The organism is Burkholderia sp. MSMB1589WGS, assembly GCF_001636105.1.
Lineage (GTDB): Bacteria > Pseudomonadota > Gammaproteobacteria > Burkholderiales > Burkholderiaceae > Burkholderia > Burkholderia humptydooensis.
This window is the reverse complement of the sequence record NZ_LNJT01000006.1, coordinates 545720-568553: the sequence shown is the minus strand read 5'-3', so window position 1 is coordinate 568553 and position 22834 is coordinate 545720. Positions and strand designations below refer to the sequence as shown.

Annotated in this window: 21 protein-coding genes and 2 pseudogenes; 11 read left to right on the top strand and 12 right to left on the bottom strand. The window is 70.3% G+C overall.

Annotated features, from left to right (window positions below):
• The first annotated feature begins 72 nt into the window (after positions 1-72).
• From mdlC to WT16_RS04950, 3 genes and pseudogenes are all read left to right on the top strand, one after another.
• Positions 73-1692: a benzoylformate decarboxylase gene (mdlC, locus tag WT16_RS04960; RefSeq protein ID WP_063533061.1), complete on the top strand. Its 1620-nt coding sequence runs from the start codon at positions 73-75 to the stop codon at positions 1690-1692.
• Between the two features lie 102 nt (positions 1693-1794).
• Positions 1795-3246 (top strand): aldehyde dehydrogenase, encoded by a 1452-nt coding sequence (locus WT16_RS04955; protein WP_015601129.1) that lies wholly within the window; start codon positions 1795-1797, stop codon positions 3244-3246.
• Between the two features lie 12 nt (positions 3247-3258).
• Positions 3259-3426, top strand: a pseudogene (locus WT16_RS04950) (2-dehydropantoate 2-reductase N-terminal domain-containing protein); the annotation flags it as partial.
• Positions 3427-3713: 287 nt separating this feature from the next.
• On the opposite strand, the pseudogene WT16_RS34765 reads toward WT16_RS04950, so the two are convergent.
• Positions 3714-3901 (bottom strand): annotated as a pseudogene (locus tag WT16_RS34765) (hypothetical protein).
• Positions 3902-3910: 9 nt separating this feature from the next.
• Here WT16_RS34765 and WT16_RS04940 point away from each other — a divergent pair.
• On the top strand, positions 3911-5365 hold the full coding sequence (locus WT16_RS04940; protein WP_063532810.1) for an MFS transporter: 1455 nt from the start codon (positions 3911-3913) through the stop codon (positions 5363-5365).
• Positions 5366-5390: 25 nt separating this feature from the next.
• Here WT16_RS04940 and kynA read toward each other — a convergent pair whose 3' ends face one another.
• The 3 genes from kynA to kynB form a co-directional block, all read right to left on the bottom strand.
• Complete coding sequence (gene kynA, locus WT16_RS04935; protein WP_015600141.1) at positions 5391-6311, bottom strand: tryptophan 2,3-dioxygenase; 921 nt, start codon at positions 6309-6311, stop codon at positions 5391-5393.
• 97 nt (positions 6312-6408) lie between these two features.
• Positions 6409-7659 carry a kynureninase gene (kynU, locus tag WT16_RS04930; RefSeq protein WP_015601096.1) on the bottom strand — a complete coding sequence of 417 codons (1251 nt, stop codon included), beginning with the start codon at positions 7657-7659 and terminating at the stop codon, positions 6409-6411.
• A gap of 42 nt (positions 7660-7701) precedes the next feature.
• Entirely contained in the window at positions 7702-8343 is a 642-nt protein-coding gene (gene kynB, locus WT16_RS04925; protein ID WP_015600527.1) for an arylformamidase, read from the bottom strand.
• Between the two features lie 128 nt (positions 8344-8471).
• On the opposite strand from kynB, the gene WT16_RS04920 reads away from it, so the two are divergent.
• Entirely contained in the window at positions 8472-8975 is a 504-nt protein-coding gene (locus tag WT16_RS04920; protein ID WP_004189016.1) for an Lrp/AsnC family transcriptional regulator, read from the top strand.
• Here WT16_RS04920 and WT16_RS04915 read toward each other — a convergent pair.
• Complete coding sequence (locus tag WT16_RS04915; RefSeq protein WP_015601807.1) at positions 8962-9477, bottom strand: flavin reductase family protein; 516 nt, start codon at positions 9475-9477, stop codon at positions 8962-8964. The two genes, WT16_RS04920 and WT16_RS04915, sit on opposite strands and share 14 nt — an antisense overlap.
• Before the next feature lie 278 nt (positions 9478-9755).
• Here WT16_RS04915 and msrA point away from each other — a divergent pair, with 278 nt between their 5' ends.
• The gene (gene msrA, locus WT16_RS04910) at positions 9756-10313 is read left to right on the top strand and encodes a peptide-methionine (S)-S-oxide reductase MsrA (protein WP_063532809.1); all 558 of its coding nucleotides are present in this window, start codon (positions 9756-9758) and stop codon (positions 10311-10313) included.
• A 116-nt stretch (positions 10314-10429) separates the two neighbouring features.
• On the opposite strand, the gene WT16_RS04905 is transcribed toward msrA, so the two are convergent.
• The 3 genes from WT16_RS04905 to pdxH all read right to left on the bottom strand — a co-directional run bounded on the left by WT16_RS04905 (position 10430) and on the right by pdxH (position 13855).
• Entirely contained in the window at positions 10430-11833 is a 1404-nt protein-coding gene (locus WT16_RS04905) for a DUF72 domain-containing protein (protein ID WP_063532808.1), read from the bottom strand.
• Positions 11834-11859: 26 nt separating this feature from the next.
• Positions 11860-13080 (bottom strand): cyclopropane-fatty-acyl-phospholipid synthase family protein, encoded by a 1221-nt coding sequence (locus WT16_RS04900; protein ID WP_015602204.1) that lies wholly within the window; start codon positions 13078-13080, stop codon positions 11860-11862.
• A gap of 130 nt (positions 13081-13210) precedes the next feature.
• Positions 13211-13855 (bottom strand): pyridoxamine 5'-phosphate oxidase, encoded by a 645-nt coding sequence (gene pdxH, locus WT16_RS04895; protein WP_015602122.1) that lies wholly within the window; start codon positions 13853-13855, stop codon positions 13211-13213.
• Positions 13856-13988: 133 nt separating this feature from the next.
• Here pdxH and tcdA point away from each other — a divergent pair, with 133 nt between their 5' ends.
• A complete protein-coding gene (tcdA, locus tag WT16_RS04890) occupies positions 13989-14855 on the top strand; it encodes a tRNA cyclic N6-threonylcarbamoyladenosine(37) synthase TcdA (RefSeq protein ID WP_059932030.1) in 867 nt (288 codons plus the stop codon).
• Positions 14856-14978: 123 nt separating this feature from the next.
• Here tcdA and trxA read toward each other — a convergent pair whose 3' ends face one another.
• Together trxA and WT16_RS04880 are read right to left on the bottom strand one after the other, a co-directional pair.
• A complete protein-coding gene (gene trxA / locus WT16_RS04885) occupies positions 14979-15827 on the bottom strand; it encodes a thioredoxin (RefSeq protein WP_006024763.1) in 849 nt (282 codons plus the stop codon).
• A 53-nt stretch (positions 15828-15880) separates the two neighbouring features.
• Positions 15881-16762 (bottom strand): pirin family protein, encoded by an 882-nt coding sequence (locus tag WT16_RS04880; protein ID WP_059932032.1) that lies wholly within the window; start codon positions 16760-16762, stop codon positions 15881-15883.
• Between the two features lie 179 nt (positions 16763-16941).
• Here WT16_RS04880 and WT16_RS04875 point away from each other — a divergent pair, with 179 nt between their 5' ends.
• On the top strand, positions 16942-17826 hold the full coding sequence (locus WT16_RS04875) for an EamA family transporter (RefSeq protein WP_063533060.1): 885 nt from the start codon (positions 16942-16944) through the stop codon (positions 17824-17826).
• Between the two features lie 98 nt (positions 17827-17924).
• Here WT16_RS04875 and WT16_RS04870 read toward each other — a convergent pair whose 3' ends face one another.
• On the bottom strand, positions 17925-19493 hold the full coding sequence (locus WT16_RS04870; RefSeq protein WP_015601141.1) for an N-acetylmuramoyl-L-alanine amidase: 1569 nt from the start codon (positions 19491-19493) through the stop codon (positions 17925-17927).
• Positions 19475-20029: a bifunctional tRNA (adenosine(37)-N6)-threonylcarbamoyltransferase complex ATPase subunit type 1 TsaE/phosphotransferase gene (locus WT16_RS04865; protein ID WP_015602338.1), complete on the bottom strand. Its 555-nt coding sequence runs from the start codon at positions 20027-20029 to the stop codon at positions 19475-19477. Before WT16_RS04865 ends, WT16_RS04870 begins: the two co-directional genes overlap by 19 nt.
• Before the next feature lie 17 nt (positions 20030-20046).
• Here WT16_RS04865 and queG point away from each other — a divergent pair, with 17 nt between their 5' ends.
• The 3 genes from queG (at position 20047) to xerD (ending at position 22825) form a co-directional block, all read left to right on the top strand.
• Entirely contained in the window at positions 20047-21276 is a 1230-nt protein-coding gene (queG, locus tag WT16_RS04860; RefSeq protein ID WP_015601468.1) for a tRNA epoxyqueuosine(34) reductase QueG, read from the top strand.
• A gap of 80 nt (positions 21277-21356) precedes the next feature.
• Positions 21357-21824, top strand: coding sequence for a methylated-DNA--[protein]-cysteine S-methyltransferase (locus WT16_RS04855; RefSeq protein ID WP_015601174.1), 468 nt, complete (start codon positions 21357-21359; stop codon positions 21822-21824).
• Positions 21824-22825 (top strand): site-specific tyrosine recombinase XerD, encoded by a 1002-nt coding sequence (xerD, locus tag WT16_RS04850; protein ID WP_015600900.1) that lies wholly within the window; start codon positions 21824-21826, stop codon positions 22823-22825. Before WT16_RS04855 ends, xerD begins: the two co-directional genes overlap by 1 nt.
• The last annotated feature ends 9 nt before the right edge of the window (positions 22826-22834 follow it).

The window sequence follows — 22834 nt, the reverse complement described above, 5'->3', positions numbered from 1 at the left end:
ATACAGTATCGAGGAATATGTGCGCCGCCGATACTGTGGAAACCGATGATGACGATGAGGAGACACGCCCGCATGACGCCCCCCGATCCTCGCGCCGACGCGCCTGCCCGCGCACCGTACACGGTGCGCGACGCCGTAATCGATCTGCTGCGCCGGTTCGGCATCCGCAAGGTGTTCGGCAATCCGGGCTCGACCGAGCTGCCTATGTTCCGCAATTTCCCCGACGATTTCGAATATGTGCTCGGCCTGCACGAGGCGGTGGCGGTCGGGATGGCGGACGGCTACGCGCAGGCGAGCGGCAACGCGGCCGTCGTGAATCTGCATTCGGCGGCGGGCGTCGGTAACGCGATGGGCGTGCTGTTCACCGCCTATCGGAACAAGACGCCGCTCGTCGTCACGGCCGGCCAGCAGGCGCGCTCGATCCTGCCGTTCGAGCCGTTTCTCGCGTCGGTGCAGGCGGCCGAATTGCCGAAGCCTTACGTGAAATGGAGCATCGAGCCCGCGCGCGCCGAGGACGTGCCCGCCGCGATCGCGCGCGCGTATCACGTCGCGATGCAGGAGCCGCGCGGGCCCGTGTTCGTGTCGATCCCGGCCGACGACTGGGATCGCCCCGCCGAGCCGATGCCCGCGCGCACGGTGAGCGGCGAAGTGCGGCCCGCGCCCGAGGCGCTCGCGCGGCTCGGCGACGCGCTCGACGCGAGCGAGCGCCCGGCGTTCGTGGTCGGCGCGGCGGTGGCGCGCGCGGGCGCGTGGGACGATGCGGTGCGGCTCGCCGAGCGGCACCGCGCGCGCGTGTATGCCGCGCCGATGTCGGGCCGCTGCAGCTTTCCCGAGGAACATCCGCTCTTCGCGGGCTTTCTGCCGCCGATCCGCGAGCGGATCGTCGAACAGCTCGCCGGCCACGATTTCATCCTCGCGTTCGGCGCGCCCGTCTTCACGTATCACATCGAAGGCTTCGGCCCGCACGTGCCTGCGGGCGCGACGCTCCATCAGCTCGTCGACGATCCGTCGGTGGCCGCGTGGACGCCCGTCGGCGACGCGGTCGTCGGCAATCTGCGGCTCGCCGCGCGCGACCTGCTCGCGCGCGCCGCGCCGCGCGAGCGGCCGATGCCCGCGCCGCGCGCGCCGCGCGAGCGAGTCGGCCCGGGCGCGCCCGGCGAGCGGATGCCGGTGGCGTTCGCGTTGCAGACGCTCGCCGCCGTGCGCGGCTCGCACGACGTTGTCGTCGAGGAAGCGCCGAGCGCGCGGCCGGCGATGCACGAGCACCTGCCGTTCTCGCGCGCCGACGCGTTCTACACGATGGACAGCGGCGGCCTCGGCTACGGGATGCCGGCCGCGGTCGGCATCGCGCTCGGCTCGCCGGGGCGGCGCGTGATCGCGCTGATCGGCGACGGCTCGAGCCTCTATTCGATTCAGGCGCTCTGGAGCGTCGCGCATCTGAAGCTGCCGGTCACGTTCGTGATCCTGAACAACGCGCGCTACGCGGCGCTGCAGGATTTCGCGCCCGTGTTCGGCTTTCGCGACGACGAGCCGGTGCAGGGCACCGCGCTGCCCGATCTCGATTTCGTGTCGCTCGCGCGCGGGCTCGGTTGCGACGGCGTGCGCGTGAGCGACGCGGCGCGCCTGCGCGACGCGCTCGAACGGGCGTTCGCGTCGCCCGTGCCCGTCGTCGTCGACGTCGAGATCGCGTGATGCGCGCGAGGGCCCGGAGGACCGATAAGCCCGAAAAGCCCGCGCAACGGCGATCATGAGCATCACGAAGCATTGGAAGGCATTCAGAAGGAGAACACACGCATGCAGGACATCTCGATGCTGATCGGCGGCGAGCGCCGCCCGGCCACGGGCGGCGCGACGTTCGAGCGCCGCAATCCGCTCGACGGCGAGCTCGCGACGCGCGCGGCCGCCGCGACCGCCGGCGACGCGCGCGCGGCCGTGGACGCCGCGTCCGCCGCGTTTGCGCCGTGGGCCGCGCTCGGCCCGAGCGCGCGCCGCGCGCTGCTGCTGAAGGCGGCCGCCGCGCTCGAGGCGAAGCGCGATGCGTTCGTCGCCGCGATGGCGGCCGAGACGGGCGCATCGGCGATCTGGGCGCGGTTCAACGTCGAGCTCGCCGCGAACGGCCTCGTCGAGGCGGCCGCGCTGACGACGCAGATTGGCGGCGAGCTGATTCCGTCGGACGTGCCGGGCTCGCTCGCGATGGGCGTGCGGCAGCCGGCGGGCGTCGTGCTCGGCATCGCGCCGTGGAACGCGCCCGTGATCCTCGGCGTGCGTGCGCTCGCGCTGCCGCTCGCATGCGGCAACACGGTGGTGTTCAAGGGCTCGGAGCTGTGCCCGGCCACGCACGGCCTCATCGCCGACGCGCTGCACGAAGCGGGGCTGCCGCGCGGCGTCGTGAACTTCGTGACGAACGCGCCCGCCGACGCCGGCGCTGTCGTCGACGCGATGATCGCGCACCCGGCCGTGCGCCGCGTGAACTTCACGGGTTCGACGCGGGTCGGCCGGATCATCGCCGAACGCTGCGCGCGGCATCTGAAGCCCGCCGTGCTCGAGCTCGGCGGCAAGGCGCCGTTCGTCGTGCTCGACGATGCCGATCTCGACGCGGCCGTCGCGGCGGCCGCGTTCGGCGCGTTCGCGAATTCCGGGCAGATCTGCATGTCGACCGAGCGGATCGTCGTCGATGAGCGGATCGCCGACGCGTTCGTCGCGAAGCTCGCCGACAAGGCCGCGTCGCTGCCGTTGGGCGACCCGCGCAACGGGCCCGTCGTGCTCGGCTCGGTGATCGACGCGCAGACGGTCGAGCGCTGCAACGCGCTCATCGACGACGCGCTCGCGAAAGGCGCGGTGCTGCTCTGCGGCGGCAAGGCCGACAGCACGCTGATGCCCGCGACGCTCGTCGACCGCGTGACGCCCGCGATGCGCATCTACGCCGAGGAATCGTTCGGGCCGGTGAAGGGCATCGTGCGCGTCGCGGGCGAGGAGGCGGCGATCGCGTGCGCGAACGACAACGCGTTCGGCCTGTCGTCGGCCGTGTTCAGCCGCGACGTCGCGCGCGCGATGCGCGTTGCCGCGCGGATCGAATCGGGGATCTGCCACGTGAACGGGCCGACCGTTCACGACGAGGCGCAGATGCCGTTCGGCGGCGTGAAGGACAGCGGCTTCGGCCACTTCGGCGGCAAGGCGGGCATCGCCGAATTCACCGATCTGCGCTGGATCACCGTGCAGACGGCCCCGCGCCACTATCCGTTCTGAGCAATGACGACGATGAAGATCGCAATGCTCGGCGCGGGCGCGATGGGCTCGCTGTTCGGCGGATTGCTCGCCGAGGGCGGGCACGACGTGACGCTCGTCGATGCGAATGCCGCGCACGTCGACGCGCCGCCCGAACTGGTGATCGTGTTCACGAAGACGCTGCGCACGCGCGCGGCGCTCGCGGCCGCGCGCGAGCTCGGCGTGGCGGTGCCGCATGTGCGGACGCTGTTGCAGCTCGTCAGGCTGATCGACGCGCCGGGCGGGTGACGGCGGCAGGGCGGCGAAGCGGGCGCGCAGGAGGTCACGCGACGTCGTTCGCGCGGCTTCGGGGGCGCTGTGAAGGCGTTGCGGCAACGTGACGACGCGGCGGCTCGACGGCCGACGGCTGCATGCCAGCCGCCGTAGGGGTTTCCAACAATTCAACTAATCGAAATTGGTTTTACCATGCGTAAATTCATAAGCTTGCGCTAGATCAATGCGCGCTCGCGCGGATGCTTGCCGACCCGCGCCGCGCGCGGCTTGTGCAAGGCGGATGAAGCCCTTGCGCCGCAGGGCATGCCCGCGACATCGCAAACGGTTTCGAAGAAGGCCGGGCGGGGCGGGTCAGCGCGACGCGCCGATCCAGAGGACATTCAGGAGACGACATGAAGCACACCCCGACCCCGTGTTTCGCCGCGGCGCGCCGCCGCATCGCCGGTTCGAGCGCCGCGCGCCGGAGGCTCGCATGAGCGCCCGCCACGGCGGTGCGCCGCTTGCGGTCGACATCGGCGCGACGCTCGACCACGGCCCGTTCACCGCGATGCAGCGCGTCGCGGTGCTGCTCGCCGCGTTCGCGATCATGCTCGACGGCTTCGACAGCCAGTTGATCGGCTTCGCGATTCCGGTGCTGATCAAGGAGTGGGGGATCGCGCGCGACGCGTTCGCGCCCGCCGTCGCGGCGGGCTTGTTCGGGATGGGCGTCGGCAGCACGTGCGCGGGCCTGTTCGCGGACCGCTTCGGCCGGCGCTGGGCGATCATCGGCAGCGTATTCGTGTTCGGCGCGGCCACCTGCGCGATCGGCTTCGCGCCGAACGTCGCGACCATCGCCGCGCTGCGCTTCGTCGCGGGCCTCGGGATCGGCGGCGCGCTGCCTACCGCGACGACGATGACGGCCGAGTACACGCCCGCGCGCCGCCGCACGATGATGGTGACGGCGACGATCGTCTGCGTGCCGGCGGGCGGAATGCTCGCGGGCCTGTTCGCGCACGAGGTGCTGCCCGCATATGGCTGGCGCGGCCTGTTCTGGCTCGGCGGCGCGCTGCCGCTCGCGCTCGGCCTGCTGCTCGTGCGCGCGCTGCCCGAATCGCCGCGCTATCTCGCGCGCGATCCCGCGCGCTGGCGCGAGCTCGGCGCGCTGCTCGTGCGCATGGGCCGGCCCGTCGCCGACGGCACCGCCTTCACCGATCTCGCCGAGGCGCGCGCGCACGAAGGGCAGCGGCGCGGCGTGCGCACGCTGTTCTCGGCGGTCTACGCGCGCGACACGGTCGCGTTGTGGTGCGCGTTCTGCATGTGCCTGCTCGCCGTCTACAGCGCGTTCAGTTGGCTGCCGACGATGCTGACGTCGCAAGGCCTGAGCGTGTCGGTCGCGGGTTCCGGGCTCACCGCATACAACCTCGGCGGCGTCCTGGGCGCGCTCGGCTGCGCGCTCGCGATCGGGCGTTTCGGCTCGCGCTGGCCGCTCGCGTTCTGCTGCGCGGGCGGCGCGGCGAGCGCCGCGTGGCTGCTCGGCGTCGATGCCGGTGGCCACACCGGCTGGCTGATCGCCGGCCTCGCCGCGCACGGCTTCTTCGTGAACGCGGTGCAATCGACGATGTACGCGCTCTGCACGTTCATCTATCCGACGCCCGTGCGCGCGACGGGCACCGCTGGCGCTGTCGCGTTCGGCCGCGTCGGCGCGATCCTGAGCGCGTTCGCGGGCGCTTACGTGATCTCGGCGGGCGGCGCGAACGCGTACCTGGCGATGCTCGCCGCCGCGATGACGGCCGTGCTCGTCGCGTTGCTCGCGCTGCGCCGGCACATTCCGCGGCTGCGCCGCAGCCGGCTGCCGGCGGGCGACGAGCTCGCGCGCACCGCGCCCTGACGTGTCGCCGCGCGTGCGTGCGGCGCTACAGCGTCGTGCGCACGTGCCAGAGTTCGGGGAACAGCACGACGTCGAGCATCTTGCGCAGATACGGCGCGCCGCTCGTGCCGCCCGTGCCCTGCTTGAGGCCGATGATCCGCTCGACCGTCGTCACGTGGCGGAAGCGCCATTGGCGGAACGCGTCTTCGAGGTCGACGAGCTCTTCGGCCATTTCGTACAGCTCCCAGTGCGCGTTCGGCTCGCGGTACACGGTGAGCCACGCGGCCTCGACGGTCGGATCGTGGCGCGTCGGCTGCGTCCAGTCCGCGTCGAGCCGCTCGGGCGCGATCGGAAAGCCGCGGCGCGCGAGCAGGCGAATCACTTCGTCGTACAGCGACGGCGATTGCAGCGACGCCGCGAGATGCGCGTGGATCGCCGGCCGGTGCGCGTGCGGATGCAGCATCTGCGCGTTCTTGTTGCCGAGGATGAACTCGAGCTCGCGATACTGATACGACTGGAAGCCCGACGACGCGCCGAGATACGGTCGCATCGCCGAGTACTCGGACGGCGTCATCGTCGCGAGCACGTTCCACGCCTGCACGAGCTGCTCGAGCACGCGCGACACGCGCGCGAGCATCTTGAACGCGGGCGGCAGCGCGTCGTTGCGGATCGACGCGAGCGCCGCGCGCAGCTCGTAGAGCGCGAGCTTCATCCACAGCTCGCTCGTCTGATGCTGGATGATGAACAGCATCTCGTTGTGATCGGGCGAGAGCGGATGCTGCGCATCGAGGATCGGATCGAGCGACAGGTAGTCGCCGTAGCTCATCGACTGCGAGAAGTCGAGCTGCGCGCGATGCCAGCCGGCCGGCGCGTCGTCGCCCTCGGCGATGGGCACGTGCGGCGCGTCGGGCGCGTGCGCGCCGGCGAACGGGCAGCGGGGGGCGTTGTCGTTGCCGGGCGGCTGCATGTGGCCTGAATTCACGATTGTCTCCATGGAACGGATGTGAGGATGCGGGCGGCCGACCGGCCGACTGCCGCACGGATCGCGTGGCGCTCGCGCGGGCTCAGGTCACCGCGGCGCGCGTCGCGAATTCGGGCGCGCGCCACGCTTCGGTTTCGAGGATGTCGCGCAGCGTCTCGACCGCGTCCCACACGTCGACGAAGCGCGTGTAGAGGGGCGTGAAGCCGAAGCGCAGGATGTGCGGCTCGCGGTAGTCGCCGATCACGCCGCGCGCGATCAGCGCCTGCATCACTTCGTAGCCGTGCGGATGCTCGAAGCTCGCCTGCGAGCCGCGCTGATGATGCGCGCGCGGCGTGACGAGCTTGAGCGGCTGGCCCGCGCAGCGCGATTCGGCGAGCGCGATGAACGCGTCGGTCAGCGCGAGCGACTTGCGGCGGATCGCGTGCATGTCGGTCTGCGCGAACACGTCGAGCCCGCACTCGATCATCGACATCGACACGATCGGCTGCGTGCCGCACAGAAAGCGCGCGATGCCCGCGTCGGGCTCGAACGCGGGCTGCATCGCGAACGGCGCGCGATGGCCCCACCAGCCGGACAGCGGCTGCTCGAACGCGCGCTGATGGCGCCTGGGCACCCAGACGAACGCGGGCGAGCCGGGGCCGCCGTTCAGATACTTGTACGTGCAGCCGACCGCGCCATCCGCGAGCGCGCCGTTCAGATCGACGGGCACGGCGCCCGCCGAGTGCGCGAGATCCCACAGCATCAGCGCGCCCGCCTGGCGGACCGTCTGCGTGACGGATGGCATGTCGTGCATGTAGCCCGTCCGGTAGTTCACGTGCGTGATCATCGCGACGGCGGTTTCGTCGTCGAGCGCGTCGGGCAGGTCGGCCGGGTCGTCGATGAGGCGCAGCTCGTAATCGCGGTCGAGCTGCGCGATGAGCCCCTGCGCGATGTACAGGTCGGTCGGGAAATTCGAGCGCTCCGACACGATCACGCGGCGCTTCGGCGCGTGCCGAGCCTGGTGCCGCAGCATCGCGGACAGCAGCTTGAACAGGTTGATCGAGATCGTGTCGGTGATCGCGACTTCGCCTTGCGCCGCGCCGATGATCGGCGCGAGCCTGTCGCCGAGCCGGCGCGGCAGCGCGAACCAGCCGGCCGCGTTCCAGCTTCGGATGAGGCCTTCGCCCCATTCGGCGCCGATCACCCGTTGCGCGCGGGCGGCCGCCGCGCGCGGCTGCGCGCCGAGCGAATTGCCGTCGAGATAGATCACGCCGGCGGGCAGCGCGAACTGGTCGCGCAACGGCGCGAGCGGGTCGTCGCGGTCGAGCGCGAGCGCTTCTTCACGTGTTTTCATGATGTCGAACCTGGTTGGGGAAGGGGGCAGCGCGTCCGTTTTTCAGCGCGGCGCGTCGGGCAGCGCGCGCAGCACCGCGCGCACGGGGCTCGCGTCGAGCGTCGCGAACTTCAGCGGCAGCGCGATCAGCTCGTAGTCGCCGGCGGCGATTTCGTCGAGCACGAGGCCTTCGAGAATCGCCATCCGGTGCGCGCGGATGCGCCGGTGCGCGTCCATCGTCTTCGATTCCTGCGGGTCGAGCGACGGCGTGTCGATGCCGACGAGGCGCACGCCGTGCGCGGCGAGCAGATCGATCGTCTGCGGCGCGACCGCGCAGAACGCGCTGTCCCACGCGCGCTGCGGCGCCTGGCCGTATGTGCGCAGCAGCACGCGCGGCGGCGCGCCGGCGAGCGCCGCGCGCACGTCGTCGGGCGCGACGACGGGGCGCGCGCCGATGCAATGGATCACGCGGCAGCGGCCGAGATATGCGTCGAGCGGCACCGCGCCGATCGGCGCGCCGTCGGCGTCGTAGTGCAGCGGCGCATCCGCGTGCGCGCCCGTGTGCGGCGACAGCGTGATGCGCGCGACGTTGACGGGCGAGCCCGCCTCGATGCGCCACACCCGCTCGATGCCGACGGGCGTGTCGCCCGGCCAGACGGGCGTCGCGGCGGAGATTGACGGGGAGATGTCCCAGATCGTGTCCATGCGTTGTCGAAGAACCTCGGATGATTCGCATGATAGGCAAAGCCGCGAAGCAGGTGCTTGCGAAATAAGCATGGACAATCCACCAATATGGCAGATAATTCGAAATAGCTCTAAAACGGAGACCAAAAATGCATGCGATTACGCTGGATGCAACCGATTGCCGTATTCTCGCGGTCCTTCAGGAAGAAGGCCGGATCAGCAACCTCGATCTGGCCGAGCGCATTTCGCTGTCGCCGTCCGCGTGCCTGCGGCGGATGCGGCTCCTCGAAGAGCAGGGGGTGATCGAACGCTATCGCGCGTGCCTGAGCCGCGAGAAGCTCGGGTTCGAGCTGGAGGCGTTCGTGCAGGTGTCGATGCGCAACGACCAGACGCAGTGGCACGAGCGTTTCGCGCAAGCGGTGCGCGAATGGCCGGAGGTGGTCGGCGCGTTCGTCGTGACGGGCGAGACGCACTATCTGCTGCGCGTGCTCGCGCACAACCTGAAGCACTACTCCGATTTCGTGCTGAATCAGCTATACAAGACGCCCGGCGTGCTCGACATCCGCTCGAACATCGTGCTGCAGACGCTGAAGGACGAAGCGGGGCCGCCCGTCGCGCTCGCGCGCACGGGCCCCGCGATCAAAGCCGTGTGAGGCCGTGGAAGCCGCCGCTCTGGAACACGAGCGGCGCGAGCGCGGCGGCGTCGGGGTGCACGCCGCAGCGCTCGACCTCGCCGACGAAGATCACGTGGTCGCCCTCGTCGTAGCGGCTGCGGTTGTGGCATTCGAACCACGCGAGCGCGCCGTCGAGCACGGGCATGCCGGAGTCGCCCTGCGCATGCGACACGCCTTCGAAGCGGTTGCCCTTCAGCGTCGCGAAGCGCATGCACAGATCATGCTGCGACGCGGACAGCACGTTGACGACATAATGGCTGTTCGTGCGGAACACCGGCATCGACGCCGATTTGTGCGCGAGGCTCCACAGCACGAGCGGCGGATCGAGCGACACCGAGTTGAACGAGCTCGCGGTGATGCCGATCAACTGGCCGGACGGCGCGCGCGTCGTGATCACCGTCACGCCGGTCGCGAACTGGCCGAGCGCTTGGCGGAACGCGGCGGCATCGAAATTCGGCGGGCTGGCCTGTCCATGTTTCATCGCGTGACGGCCTCGGGCGACGGGCGCGCGCGGCGGCGAGCGGAACGGGCGGCGGCGCCGCGGGTGAAATGGCGGGAAGTGAGCAGGACGGTCATCGGAAAATTCGTCTGGTTAGCGACGATTTTAGCGGCAATCGTGCACGGCTGCGACGGGCCGCCGCACCCGGCGACTGGCAGGCGCCACATTTTTCGCGGAACGCGGCGCGCATCGCGTGCGGCGGCCGGGACGGGCGCGGGCGTGGTGCGGGGGACGAACGTAACGAACGAAAGGAAACCGATATGAGTCAAGCAACGAACGAAGTCGCGACGCTGGGCGGCGGGTGCTTCTGGTGCCAGGAGGCGGTGTTTCTCGACGTCGACGGCGTGACGGCCGTCGAATCGGGCTACGCGGGCGGCCATACGCGCGATCCCGGCTACCGTGACGTGTGCGGCGGCGACACGGGCCACGCGGAAGTCGTCAACGTGACGTTCGATCCGGACCGGATCGGCTATCGCGAGATCCTCGAAATCTTTTTCGCGACGCACGATCCGACGCAACTGAACCGGCAGGGCAACGACGTCGGCACGCAATACCGGTCGGTGATCTTCACGCACTCGGACGCGCAGCGCGACGCGGCGCTCGACGTGATCGGCACGCTCGAGCGCGACAAGCTGTACGACGAGCCGATCGTCACGCAGGTCGAGCCGCTGAACGGCAACTACTGGCCCGCGGAGGAATATCACCGGAACTATTACGCGCGCAATCCGGGGCAGGGCTACTGCGCGGTCGTGATCGGGCCGAAGCTCGCGAAGTTTCGGCAGAAGTTCGCGCATCGGCTGAAGTCGCGCGGCGCGTGACGCCGGCGCATGACGCGATGGGGCGACGCCGGATGCGTCGCGTGTCGCATGGCCGCGCGGGGCGAGCGTTGACGGGGTGCGGATCGCCCGCCGGCGCGCGGTGCGCCCCCCGCGCGTTACGCCGCCTCGCCGCGCCAGCGCGCGCACGCGGCCGCGATTTCCTTCGCGAGCGCGATGCACGACAGCGGCGCCGATCCTTCCGCCTTGTTGTTCACCGTGATGAGCACCGGCTGGCCGGCGAGCACGTAGCGCGCCGCGAGCTCCGCGAGCGCCGTGCGGGTATGCGGGTCCTCGTCGACGAGCCGGTCGAACGGCTCGTACTTCGCCTTCGCCTGTTCGTACTTGAAGCCGCTGTGCAGGCTCCAGCGGACGATCAGCGGGCCCGACGGCTCGCCGTCGAGGAGCGCGAGCGCCGCCGCCTGACGCAGCGGGTCCGGCATCTTCGCGTGCAGCCCGACGCAGTAGCGCACCCCCGCCGCCGCGAGCGCGCGGATGAAGCGCGGCGTGAGAAGGCTCGCGTCGCGGATCTCGACCGCGTAGCGCGGGCCGTCCGGGCCGCCTATGCCATCTGAGCCATCCGGCGGCGGCAGCGGCGGCAGCGCGCAGAGGAACGCGCTCAGGCGATCGACGAGCGCGGCCGGATCGGCGAGCAGCGTATCGGGCATCGGCGGGAACTGGAAGACGAGCGCGCCCGCCTTGTTGCCGAGCCCTTCGAGGCACGGGCGCACGAATTCGTCGGCGGCGAGCCGCGCGTTCAGGAACGCCGGGTTCGGGCCGGTCGGCTCGCCGCGCGCGCCGCGCAGCACCGCATCGGTGACGAGCGCCGGCGCCTTGACGACGAAGCGGAAGTCGTCCGGCACCTGCTGCGCGTAGCGCAGATAATCGGCGACGGTGAGCGGCGCGTAGAACGAGCGGTCGAGGCTCACGCTCTTGAGCAGCGGATGCGCGGCGTACGCTTCGAGGCCTTCGCGCGACAGCTTCGATTGCGCGTAGTCGTCGCCGTAGACGATGTCCTTCCAGCCGGGGAAATACCACGACGACGTGCCGAGCCGCACGTGCGGCGGCAGCGCGCGCGCGGCGGCGGCGATGTCGTCCGTGATCGCGGCGGGCGCGACGCCGCGCCGGCGCGCGCGCTTCCTGGGCGCGGCGGCGGGCGGCGGCGCGTCGAAACCGGGGAGCGTGGGTGTCGCGGCGGAGTCGGGCGGGGCGGCGGGCGCGTCGGCATCGCCTCCGCTCTTGCCGTTCGCGCCGCCGTTCGCACCCGGCGCGCGCTTCGCCGCGGGCGGCGGCGTTCCCGCCATGTCGTCCGACGGCGACGCGTCACCCGACGCCGCGACATCCCGCGACGCGTCGGCCGGCCGGCCGCGCGCCGCGCGCTTGCGCTTGCCGCCCGATCCGGACGACGACGCGGGTGAAGGCGGCTGCGACAGCGGCTGCGCCCCGAACAGGTCGAATTGATCGCTTCGCGCGTCGTCTTCTCGTGGCGGCGCAGGTTTGCGCCGCGTGCTGCCGTCACCCATCCGTCATCGCAAAAAGGCGCCGCCCGTCAGCGCGGCAGCGCGTGTTCGTACATGTAGCGCCGCGACCACGGCAGCGTTTTCGCGCTCTGCCCGGCCTTGCGGCACACGATCTGGAAGATCGACACGTCGTCGTGCTCGAATGCATACGCGCAGCCGGCCAGATACACGCGCCAGATGCGGAATTTTTCGTCGTCGACGAGCTTTCTGGCTTCCTCGGCCTTCGCCTCGAAGTTCTCGGTCCAGATGTCGAGCGTGCGCGCATAGTGCCGTCGCAGGCTCTCGACGTCAACCGCCTCGAGCCCGCCGCGCTGCGCCGCCTCGAGCGCGAGGCTGATGTGCGGCAGCTCGCCGTCCGGGAACACGTAGCGGTCGATGAATTCGCCGCCGCCGAGCGCCGTCTCGCCGCTTTCCGCGTCGGTCGACGTGATGCCGTGGTTCATCGCAATGCCGTCGTCGGCGAGCAGCTCGCGGATTCGCGAGAAGTAGAGCGGCAGGTTCTTGCGGCCGACGTGCTCGAACATCCCGACGCTCGTGATCCGGTCGAACTGGCCGTCGATCTCGCGATAGTCCTGCAGCCTGATCTCGATCCGGTCCTCGAGGCCCGCGCGCTTCACGCGCTCGGTCGCGAGCTCGAACTGGTTTTGCGACAGCGTGACGCCGACGCAGCGCGCGCCGAACTTGCCCGCCGCGCGCAGCACGAGCGCGCCCCAGCCGCAGCCGATGTCGAGCAGGCGCTGGCCGGGCTGCACGCCGATCTTCGTGAGGATGTGGTCGATCTTCTTGATCTGCGCGGTGCCGAGGTCTTCGTCGCCGTTCTCGAAGTACGCGCACGAATAGACCATGTTCTCGTCGAGCCACAGCGCGTAGAACTCGTTCGACACGTCGTAGTGATACTGGATCGCTTTCCGGTCGGAGCTCTTCGAGTGATTGAAGTAGCGCTTCACGCGCGCGAGCTTGCTCGCGCTCGTCACCGTGCTGCGCGCGAGCGAATAGCTGATGTTGATGATGTCGGCGAGCTTGCCTTCGATGTCGATCTTGCCCTTCACGTACGCCTCGCCGAGGTTGTCGAGGCTCGGCTCGAGCAGCAGCGGCAGCGCGGACGCGCTGTTGACCTTCAGCGTCACCTGCGGCGCCGCGAACGTGCCGAAGTCGAGTTGCTGTCCGTTCCAGAGGACGAGGCGCGCCGGTATGTTCGACTTCTCCCGTACTTCGTCCGCCCACTGTGCCAGTTTCTTTTCCCAGAACATTTGGAATCCCCTTTTGTTCGTTGAAACGAAATACCGCCAGGTTGTCGGGCGGGCGGCCGGCGTGCGGGGACGGCGGCCGCCCGCGAGCAAAAACGAAACGCGGGCAGGGCGGGTGCGGGCGCGCGGCGCGTTACGGCGCGAGGCGCGAGATCTTCCAGCCGCTCTCCGACGCGGGATCGCGCACGTACAGCAGGCGGTCGTGGAGCCGCGACGGGCGGCCCTGCCAGAATTCGATCGCGCTCGGCACGAGACGGTAGCCGCCCCAGTGCGGCGGGCGCGGCGGATTTTCGCCGAAGCGCGCGCTGATGTCCTTCTCGCGCGCCTCGAGCAGCGCGCGGCTCTCGATCACCGCGCTCTGCTCGGACGCCCATGCGCCGATCCGCGAGCCGAGCGGCCGCGACGCGAAATACCGGTCGCTTTCCGCTTCGCTCGTCTTTTCGATGCGCCCCTCGATGCGGACCTGCCGCTCGAGCTCGATCCAGTAGAAGAGCAGCGCCGCGTTCGGGTTGTGCGCGAGCTCGCGCCCCTTGCGGCTCTCGTAGTTCGTGAAGAACACGAAGCCGCGCTCGTCGACGCCCTTGATGAGCACGACCCGCGCGGACGGCCGGCCGGATTCGTCGACGGTCGCGAGCGTCATCGTGTTGGGCTCGGGCAACTGCGCGCTGAGCGCTTCCTTGAACCAGACGTCGAACTGGACGAACGGATTCGGGTTCACGTCCGCTGCGTCGAGCGACGCGCGGGAATAGTTGGTGCGGAGATCGGCAAGTGTCGTCATCGGTGTGCGGGCGCTCAATCGGGGCCAGTATAACGAAGGTGGAAAAAACCTGCGTTGCAGCGGTTCGGTGTGTGTTTGCCGCCGGCCGATCAGGCAAAATAGCGGGCTATCCGTTGCCTTTCGTTCAGCTTGTATGTCTCGTACCGACGCCATTGCGACGCCTCACGATGTTACTCCGCAGCCATCCGGACAGCTTGACGCGGATCGCGCGCGACGCTTCGGCGGCGTCGCGCGGCTCTACGGCGCCGACGCGCTCGCCGCGTTCGAGCGCGCGCGCGTCGCCGTGGTCGGCATCGGCGGCGTCGGCTCGTGGGCGGCCGAGGCGCTCGCGCGCAGCGCCGTCGGCGAACTGACCCTGATCGATCTCGACAACGTTGCCGAAAGCAACACGAACCGGCAGATCCACGCGCTCGACGGCAACTACGGCAAGCCGAAGGTCGACGCGATGGCCGAGCGGATCGCGCTCATCGATCCGGCGTGCCGCGTCGTGAAGATCGAGGATTTCGTCGAGCCGGACAATCTCGATGCGCTGCTCGGCGGCGGCTTCGATTACATCGTCGACGCGATCGACAGCGCGCGCACGAAGGTCGCGCTGATCGCGTGGTGCGTCGCGCGCGGGCAGCCGCTCGTGACGGTCGGCGGCGCGGGCGGCCAGCTCGATCCGACTCGCATCCGGATCGACGACCTCGCGCAGACGATCCAGGACCCGCTGCTGTCGAAGGTGCGCGCGCAGTTGCGCAAGCAGCACGGCTTTCCGCGCGGGCCGAAAGCGAAATTCAAGGTGAGCGCCGTCTACTCGGACGAGCCGCTGATCTACCCGGAGGCGGCCGTGTGCGACGTCGACGACGTCGCGCTGCACACGGCAACCGACGCGCAGGCGCCGGGGCCCACCGGGCTCAATTGCGCGGGCTTCGGCTCGAGCGTGTGCGTGACCGCGAGCTTCGGGTTCGCGGCGGCCGCGCATGCGCTGCGCGCGCTCGCCGCGCGGGCGGGGCGGTAACGCCGGCGCGGCCGCCGTGCAATCGCGGCGAAAGAAAAAAGTGGCGCACGCGCCATGCGCGCGCCCGCCGCATGGCCGCTCCGGCCTGAGCCCGTCATTGTCCGTTCGTCGGGCGTCGGGTCGTCAGTTCAGCGCCGCGCTCAGCTTGCGCCGCCACGCGGACACGAGCTCGGGCTGGTCCGCCGCGAGCTCGAACACCGAAATCATCGTCTTGCGGCCGACGTCGTCGCCGAACGTCCGGTCGCGCCGGACGATCTCCAGCAACTGCTCGAGCGCGCCTTCGTACGCGCGTCGCGCGATCAGGCTCTGCGCGAGATCGAAGCGCGCGTCGAGATCGGCGGGGTCGCTTGCGATCCGCGCTTCGAGCGCGTCGGTCGGTGGCAGGTCGGCCGTTGCATCGAGTGCGTCGAAGCGCGTCTTGATCGCCTGGTAGCGCGCGTCGGCGCCGCCCGTCGTCTGCGGCGACAGGCGCGCGGCCTCCGCGCGGGCGTCGTCGATCCGGTTCAGCGCGAGCAGCAGCTCGACCAGATCGAGGCGCGCCTCGTCGTAGCCGGGGTTCAGCGCGAGCGCGTTCTCGAGGTGCGACAGCGCATCGTCGATCCGCTCGTCGGCGAGCGCGGCCTGCGCGGCGTGCCGCTCGGCTTCGTCGGGCGCGGGCACGAGGCGGTCGAGGAACGCGCGCAGTTGTCCTTCGGGCAGCACGCCGACGAACTGGTCGACCGGCCGCCCGCCCGCGAATGCGATCACGTGCGGAATGCTGCGCGTCTGGAAGTGCGCGGCGAGCTCCTGATTCTCGTCGACGTTGACCTTCACGAGCTTCCAGCGGCCCTCGTACTCCTGCTCGAGCTTCTCGAGCAGCGGGCCGAGCGTCTTGCACGGGCCGCACCAGGGCGCCCAGAAGTCGACCAGCACGGGGGCGGCAAGCGATGCGTCGATGACGTCGCGTTCGAAAGTGGCGAGCGTGGTGTCCATGGCGTTCTCGTCGGTGTTGGATGAATGCACAATGAGGGTGCGCGGGCGGTTTTTCAATGCGCGCGGCGCTCCGGAAACGGAATCCAGTCGGTTTCGCCGGGTACCCTCCCCATCTGCTGCGCCGCCCAGGCGCGCTTCGCGCGCTCGATCGCGTCGCGCGAGCTCGCGACGAAATTCCATTCGATGAAGCGTTCGCCGTCGAGCTTGTCGCCGCCGAGCAGCATCGCGCGCGCCCCGCGCGCGCTCGCGAGCGCGACCTGCGCGCCCGGCGCGAGCACTGCCATCCGCGCGGCCTCGAGCGGCGCGCCGTCGATCGTCAGGTCGCCGTCGACGAGATAGACCGCGCGCTCTTCGTGATCGGCGTCGAGCGCGAGCGCGGCGCCCGCCGTGAACACGGCGGCGGCGTACAGCGTGCGCGAGAACGTCGTGACGGGCGAGCGCACGCCGAACGCGTCGCCCGCGATCACCGTCAGCGCGACGCCGTCGCGCTCGAGCTTCGGCAGCGTCGCGGCCGCGTGGTGCTCGAACGACGGCTCGCGCGCCTCGTCCGCGCGCGGCAGCGCGACCCAGGTCTGGATGCCGTGCACGGTCTGCCCGCTCGCGCGCGCGTCGTCCGGCGTGCGCTCCGAATGGACGATCCCGCGTCCGGCCGTCATCCAGTTGACGTCGCCCGGCACGATCTTCTGCACGGAGCCGAGGCTGTCGCGGTGCATGATCGCGCCGTCGAACAGGTAGGTGACGGTCGCAAGGCCGATGTGCGGATGCGGACGCACGTCGAGGCCCACGCCCGCCGGCTGCCCGGCGGGGCCCATGTGATCGAAGAAGATGAACGGGCCGACGGTGCGCTCGGCGAGCGCGGGCAGCGTGCGGCGCACGGTCAGGTTGCCGATGTCGCGCACGTGCGGCGTCAGGATGGCTTTGATCGAGTCGGTCATGGCTGGAGGCGTCCGGAACGCTCGACGCGTTCGCGTGACGGATGCGGGATATGCGGCCCATTGTAACGGCGTCCCGGCCGATGCGGCGGCGCGCGCTCGCGGCGCGCGGGGCGGGCTGCACGCTTCGCGAAACGCCGGTAGACTCGGCGGTTCGCGCGAAAAAGACCGAGGAGACGACGATGGCCCCGAAAGACCTGTTGCTGGCGCTGGTGGTGATCCTGGCGTGGGGCGTGAACTTCGTCGTGATCAAGGTCGGGCTGCACGGCGTGCCGCCGATGCTGCTCGGCGGGCTGCGCTTCCTGCTCGCGGCGGTGCCCGCGGTGTTCTTCGTGCGCCGCCCGCAGATTCCGTGGCGGCTGCTCGCGCTGTACGGCTCGACGATCCTGCTCGGCCAGTTCGTGTTCCTCTTTTCCGCGATGTACGTCGGCATGCCGGCCGGGCTCGCGTCGCTCGTGCTGCAGGCGCAGGCGTTCTTCACGCTCTTCTTCGCGATGCTCGTGCTCGGCGAGCGGTTGCACGCGCGCAATCTCGCGGGCCTCGCGATCGCCGCGGCCGGCCTTGTCGCGATCGCCGTGCAGGGCGGCCGCGGCATGACGCTCGCGGGCTTTCTGCTCACGATCGGCGCGGCGGCGCTCTGGGCGCTCGGCAACGTCGTGACGAAGAAGGTCGGCAAGGTCGATCTCGTGTCGCTCGTCGTGTGGGCGAGCCTCGTGCCCCCGGTGCCGTTCTTCGCGCTGTCGTACTGGTTCGAGGGGCCGCGGCGGATCGAGGCCGCGCTGACGTCGCTGTCGGGCGCGTCGATCTTCGCCATCGTCTATCTTGCGTTCGTCGCGACGCTGCTCGGTTACGGGCTGTGGAGCCGGCTGCTGTCGCGCTATCCGGCCGGGCAGGTCGCGCCGTTTTCGCTGCTCGTGCCGATCGTCGGCCTGGCGTCCTCGGCGCTGCTGCTCGGCGAGCGGCTGACGCCCGCGCAGCTCGCGGGCGCCGCGCTCGTGATGGCGGGGCTCGCGGTCAACGTGTTCGGCGATCGCATCGCGCGGCGGTTTTTCGCGGCCGCGTCGTGATGGCGGGGCGGGGTTCGGCTACGGCGAGCGCGCGAGCCGGAAGGTGGAAATTCGGGCGCGGCGGCCGCGCCGCGCCGCGCCGCGCCGCGCTCGCGCGGTTACGTCATCCGGCTCTTCGCGAGCGGCGGATTCGCCGCGAAATAGCGCTTGATCCCGCGCAAGATCGCATCGGCCATCTGGTCGCGATACGCGTCGTCGTTCAGCCGGCGCTCTTCGTCCGGATTGCTGATGAACGCGGTCTCGACGAGGATCGACGGAATGTCGGGCGCCTTCAGCACCGCGAACCCCGCCTGCTCGACCGAGCCCTTGTGCAGCTTGTTGATGCCGCCGACTTCGCGCAGCACGTAGTTGCCGTAGCGCAGCGAATCGCGGATCTGCGCGGTCGTCGACATGTCGAAGAGCGCGCGATTCACCGCGACGTCCTGCGTCTTGATGTTGATCCCGCCGATCAGGTCCGACGAGTTCTCCTTGTTCGCGAGCCAGCGCGCGGCCGCGCTCGACGCGCCGTGGTCCGACAGCGCGAACACCGACGAGCCGCGAGCCGACGGCGTCGTGAACGCGTCCGCGTGGATCGACACGAACAGATCCGCGCCGACGCGCCGCGCCTTCTGCACGCGCACGTTCAGCGGCACGAAGAAATCGGCGTCGCGCGTCATCATCGCGCGCATGTTCGGCGCGGCGTCGATCTTCGCGCGCAGCTTCTTCGCGATGTCGAGCGCGATGTGCTTCTCGTACGTGCCGCCGCCGCCGATCGCGCCCGGGTCCTCGCCGCCGTGGCCCGGGTCGATCGCGACCGTCAAGAGGCGCACGGTGCCGCGGCCCGATTTCGGCGCGGTGAACGCGTAGGTGTCGGCGTCGCCCGAATCGTCGTCGTCGTTCCTGCGCGCGATGACGGGCGGCGGCTTGACCGCGGGCCGCGGCGGCGCGGCGGGCGGCGTCGCCTGAGCGACGGGCGGATTGGCGGGTGAGGCGGGCGCCGGCCGCGTCGAGTGCGCGGCCGGCGGGTTGTTCTGCGCGAAGCGCTGGAAGAACGCATCGCTGTTGTCGGCCGCGGCGGGCGGCGCGGCGGTCGGGCCGTTGAGCGCGGCCGTCGGCGGCTGCGCCTGCTGCGCGCGCAGCGTATCGTTCAACTGCTGTTCCTTGCGTTCCGTCTGCGCGATCAGGTCGGACAGCGGATCGGGCGCGACGGCCGGATACAGGTCGAACACGAGCCGGTACTTGTAGGTGCCGACGGGCGGCAGCGTGAACACCTGCGGCTTCACCGAGCCCTTCAGGTCGAACACCATCCGCACGACGTGCGGCTGATACTGGCCGACCCGCACCGACTGGATCTGCGGATCGTTCGGCGCGATCTTCGATACGAGGTCGCGCAGCGCCTGGTCGAGCTCGAGGCCGTTCAGGTCGACGACGAGCCGGTCCGGACCCTGCAGCAACTGCTGGGTGTTCTGCAGCGGCTGGTCCGATTCGATCGTCACGCGCGTGTAGTCGCGCGCGGGCCATACGCGCACGCCGAGCACCGAGCTCGCGTGCGCGAGGCGCGGCAGCGCGAGCCCGAGCACGAGCGTCGACGCGCCGGCGCGCAGGATCTGCCGGCGTCGCCAGTTATGGGTCGCGGTGGCCGCCGATTCGATCGAGCGGAACGGTTTGATCAACATCTTTCGAGACATGCCTTTCCTGATGCGCTGTACGCCCGGGCGGTGAGGAGGCGGCCTTCGCCGTCCACGTCGAGCGAGAACACGAGATCCGGCACGCCAAGGAGCGCGCCCGCCCGTTGCGGCCATTCGACGACGCAGATCGCGCCGGAATTGAAATACTCGCGAAAGCCTGCGTCGGCCCATTCGGCCGGATCGCTAAAACGGTACAGATCGAAGTGATAGACCTCGAGTTCCCCATCGGAACGCGCGAGCGCATACGGCTCGACGAGCGTGTAGGTCGGGCTCTTCACGCGGCCCGCGTGGCCGAGGCCGCGCAGCATCGCGCGCACGAGCGTCGTCTTGCCCGCGCCGAGATCGCCGTATAGCTGGATCTGCAGGCCGCCGAACGCATGCTCGGCGGCGCGTTCGCCGCGCACCGCGTCGAGCGCGTGCGCGAAGCGTTCGGCGAACGCGATCGTCGCCGCTTCGTCGGCGAGCGCGAGCGTGCGCTCGGCGAGCGGAGCGGGCAGGGGGGGCGCGGCATGCGCGTGGCTAGGCTGCTCGGGCATTCTCGTAAAATAGAGCAATGGACCAAATTCCGGAACTCGCAGTCGCGGATGCGCGCCCCTCGCAGGACGGGCGCGCCGCGCCGTCTCGCCTCGACGGCGCCGAGCTCGCCGAGCTCGCGTCGCGCATCAAGGCCTGGGGGCGCGAATTGGGTTTCGGGGCGATCGGCATCAGCGATACCGATCTCTCGGATGCCGAAGCAGGGCTCGCCGCCTGGCTGGAAGCCGGATGCCACGGCGAGATGGATTATATGGCCAAACATGGGATGAAACGCGCGCGGCCGGCCGAACTTGTGGCCGGCACGCGACGCGTGATCTCCGCGCGGCTCGCGTATCTGCCCGCGGAAACGCTCGAAGACGCGCCCGATTCGGGGGCCGCGCGGCGCGACTGGCGCGCGCGCGAGGCGGCGCGCGTCGCCGATCCGCAGGCGGCCGTCGTGTCCGTCTACGCGCGCGGCCGCGATTATCACAAGGTATTGCGCAACCGCTTGCAGACGCTCGCCGAGCGGATCGAAGCCGAGATCGGCGCGTTCGGCCACCGCGTGTTCACCGATTCGGCGCCCGTGCTCGAGGTCGAGCTCGCGCAGAAGGCGGGCGCCGGCTGGCGCGGCAAGCACACGCTGCTGCTGCAGCGCGACGCGGGCTCGTTCTTCTTCCTCGGCGAGATTTACGTCGACGTGCCGCTGCCGACCGACGCGCAGACGTCGCCCGACGCCGCGCCCGAGACGCCCGGCGCGCATTGCGGCAGTTGCACGCGCTGCATCGGCGCATGCCCGACGGGCGCGATCGTCGCGCCGTACCGCGTCGACGCGCGTCGCTGCATCTCGTATCTGACGATCGAATTGCACGGCAGCATCCCCGAGCCGCTGCGGCCGCTCATCGGCAATCGCGTGTACGGCTGCGACGACTGCCAGCTCGTCTGCCCGTGGAACAAGTTTGCGCAGGCGGCGCCCGTCGCCGATTTCGACGTGCGGCACGGGCTCGATCGCGCGTCGCTCGTCGAGCTGTTCGAATGGACTGCCGAGCAATTCGGCGAGCGGATGCAAGGCAGCGCGATTCGCCGGATCGGCTACGAGCGCTGGCTGCGCAATCTCGCGGTCGGCCTCGGCAACGCGCTGCGCGCCGCGCCCGGCAGCATCGAGCCCGGCGCGCGCGCGGCGATCGTTGCGGCGCTGCGCGCGCGTTTGGGCGACCCGTCCGTGTCCGCGCTCGTGCGCGAGCACGTCGAATGGGCGCTGCGCGCCGCGTGAAGGCGGCGTAAAGTGACGGCTTGTGACGGTTTGGCGGGCGGCCGGCGCATCGCGCGGGCGCGCCCTTTCAGGAGAGAACGATGTTCAACGCAGTAATCGATGCGCCGTTCGGCAAGGTCGGCATCCGCACCGACGCGTCGGTCGTGCGAGAGATCGTCTATCTGCCTGATTCGATGAAGAGCGTCGCGCCGGACACGGCGCTCGCGAAGCGGGTGGCGCGTCAGATCGAGCGCTATTTCGAGCGCGCATCCGCGCGTTTCGACCTGCCGCTCGCCGAAGTCGGCACGCCGTTCCAGCATCGGGTGTGGAGCGCGATCAACGCGATTCCGCCCGGCATCGTGCTGACCTACGGGCAGGTCGCCAAGCAGATCGGCAGCGCGCCGCGCGCGGTCGGCCAGGCCTGCGGGGCGAACTATTTTCCGCTCGTGATTCCGTGCCACCGCGTCGTCGCGTCGGGCGGGATCGGCGGATTCGCGAACCACGACGACGAAGGCTACTTCCTGAAGGTCAAGCGCTGGCTGCTTGCGCACGAGGGCGTGCGGTACTGATGGCGCGCGCAGTACGCATTCCCGCAACCGACCCGGCGGGCGGCGACGCCGGCCGCGCGCTCGCGCCGTCGGCCGACCGTCCGGCCGACGAGTCGGCCGCGTCGCCCGCGTGGCTCGACAGCCGCACGTCGATCGATCTGTTCTGCGATGCGATGTGGCTCGAGCACGGGCTGTCGCGCAACACGCTGGACGCGTATCGGCGCGACCTGCAATTGTTCGCGCAGTGGCTCGCCGCGCGGCACGCGGCGAGTCTCGATCGTGCCGAAAGGCCGATGCTCGAGGGCTACATCGCCGCACGCAGCGACGGCAAGGCGACGTCGTCGAATCGCCGGCTGTCGGTGTTTCGCCGCTACTACGGCTGGGCGGTGCGCGAGCACCGCACGGCCGTCGATCCGACGCTCAGGATCGCATCGGCGAAACAGGCGCCGCGGTTTCCGTCGACGCTGTCCGAGGCGCAGGTCGAGGCGCTCCTCGCCGCACCCGACGTCGACACGCCGCTCGGCCTGCGCGACCGCACGATGCTCGAACTGATGTATGCGAGCGGGCTGCGCGTGAGCGAGCTCGTCACGCTGAAGACAGTCGAGGTCGGATTGAACGAAGGCGTGGTGCGCGTGACGGGCAAGGGCTCGAAAGAGCGGCTCGTGCCGTTCGGCGAAGTCGCGCACGGCTGGATCGAGCGCTATCTGCGCGGCGCGCGGCCTGCGCTCCTCGGTGCACGCGCGGCGGACGCGCTGTTCGTCACCGCGCGCGGCGACGGCATGACGCGCCAACAGTTCTGGAACATCATCAAGCGCCATGCGCAGCAGGCGGACGTTCGCGTGCATCTGTCCCCGCACACGCTGCGGCACGCGTTCGCGACGCACCTGCTGAATCACGGCGCGGATTTGCGGGTCGTGCAACTGCTGCTCGGCCATAGCGATATCTCGACGACGCAGATCTACACGCACGTCGCCCGCGAGCGGTTGAAGATGCTGCATGCGGCGCATCATCCGCGCGGGTGACGCTCTCGC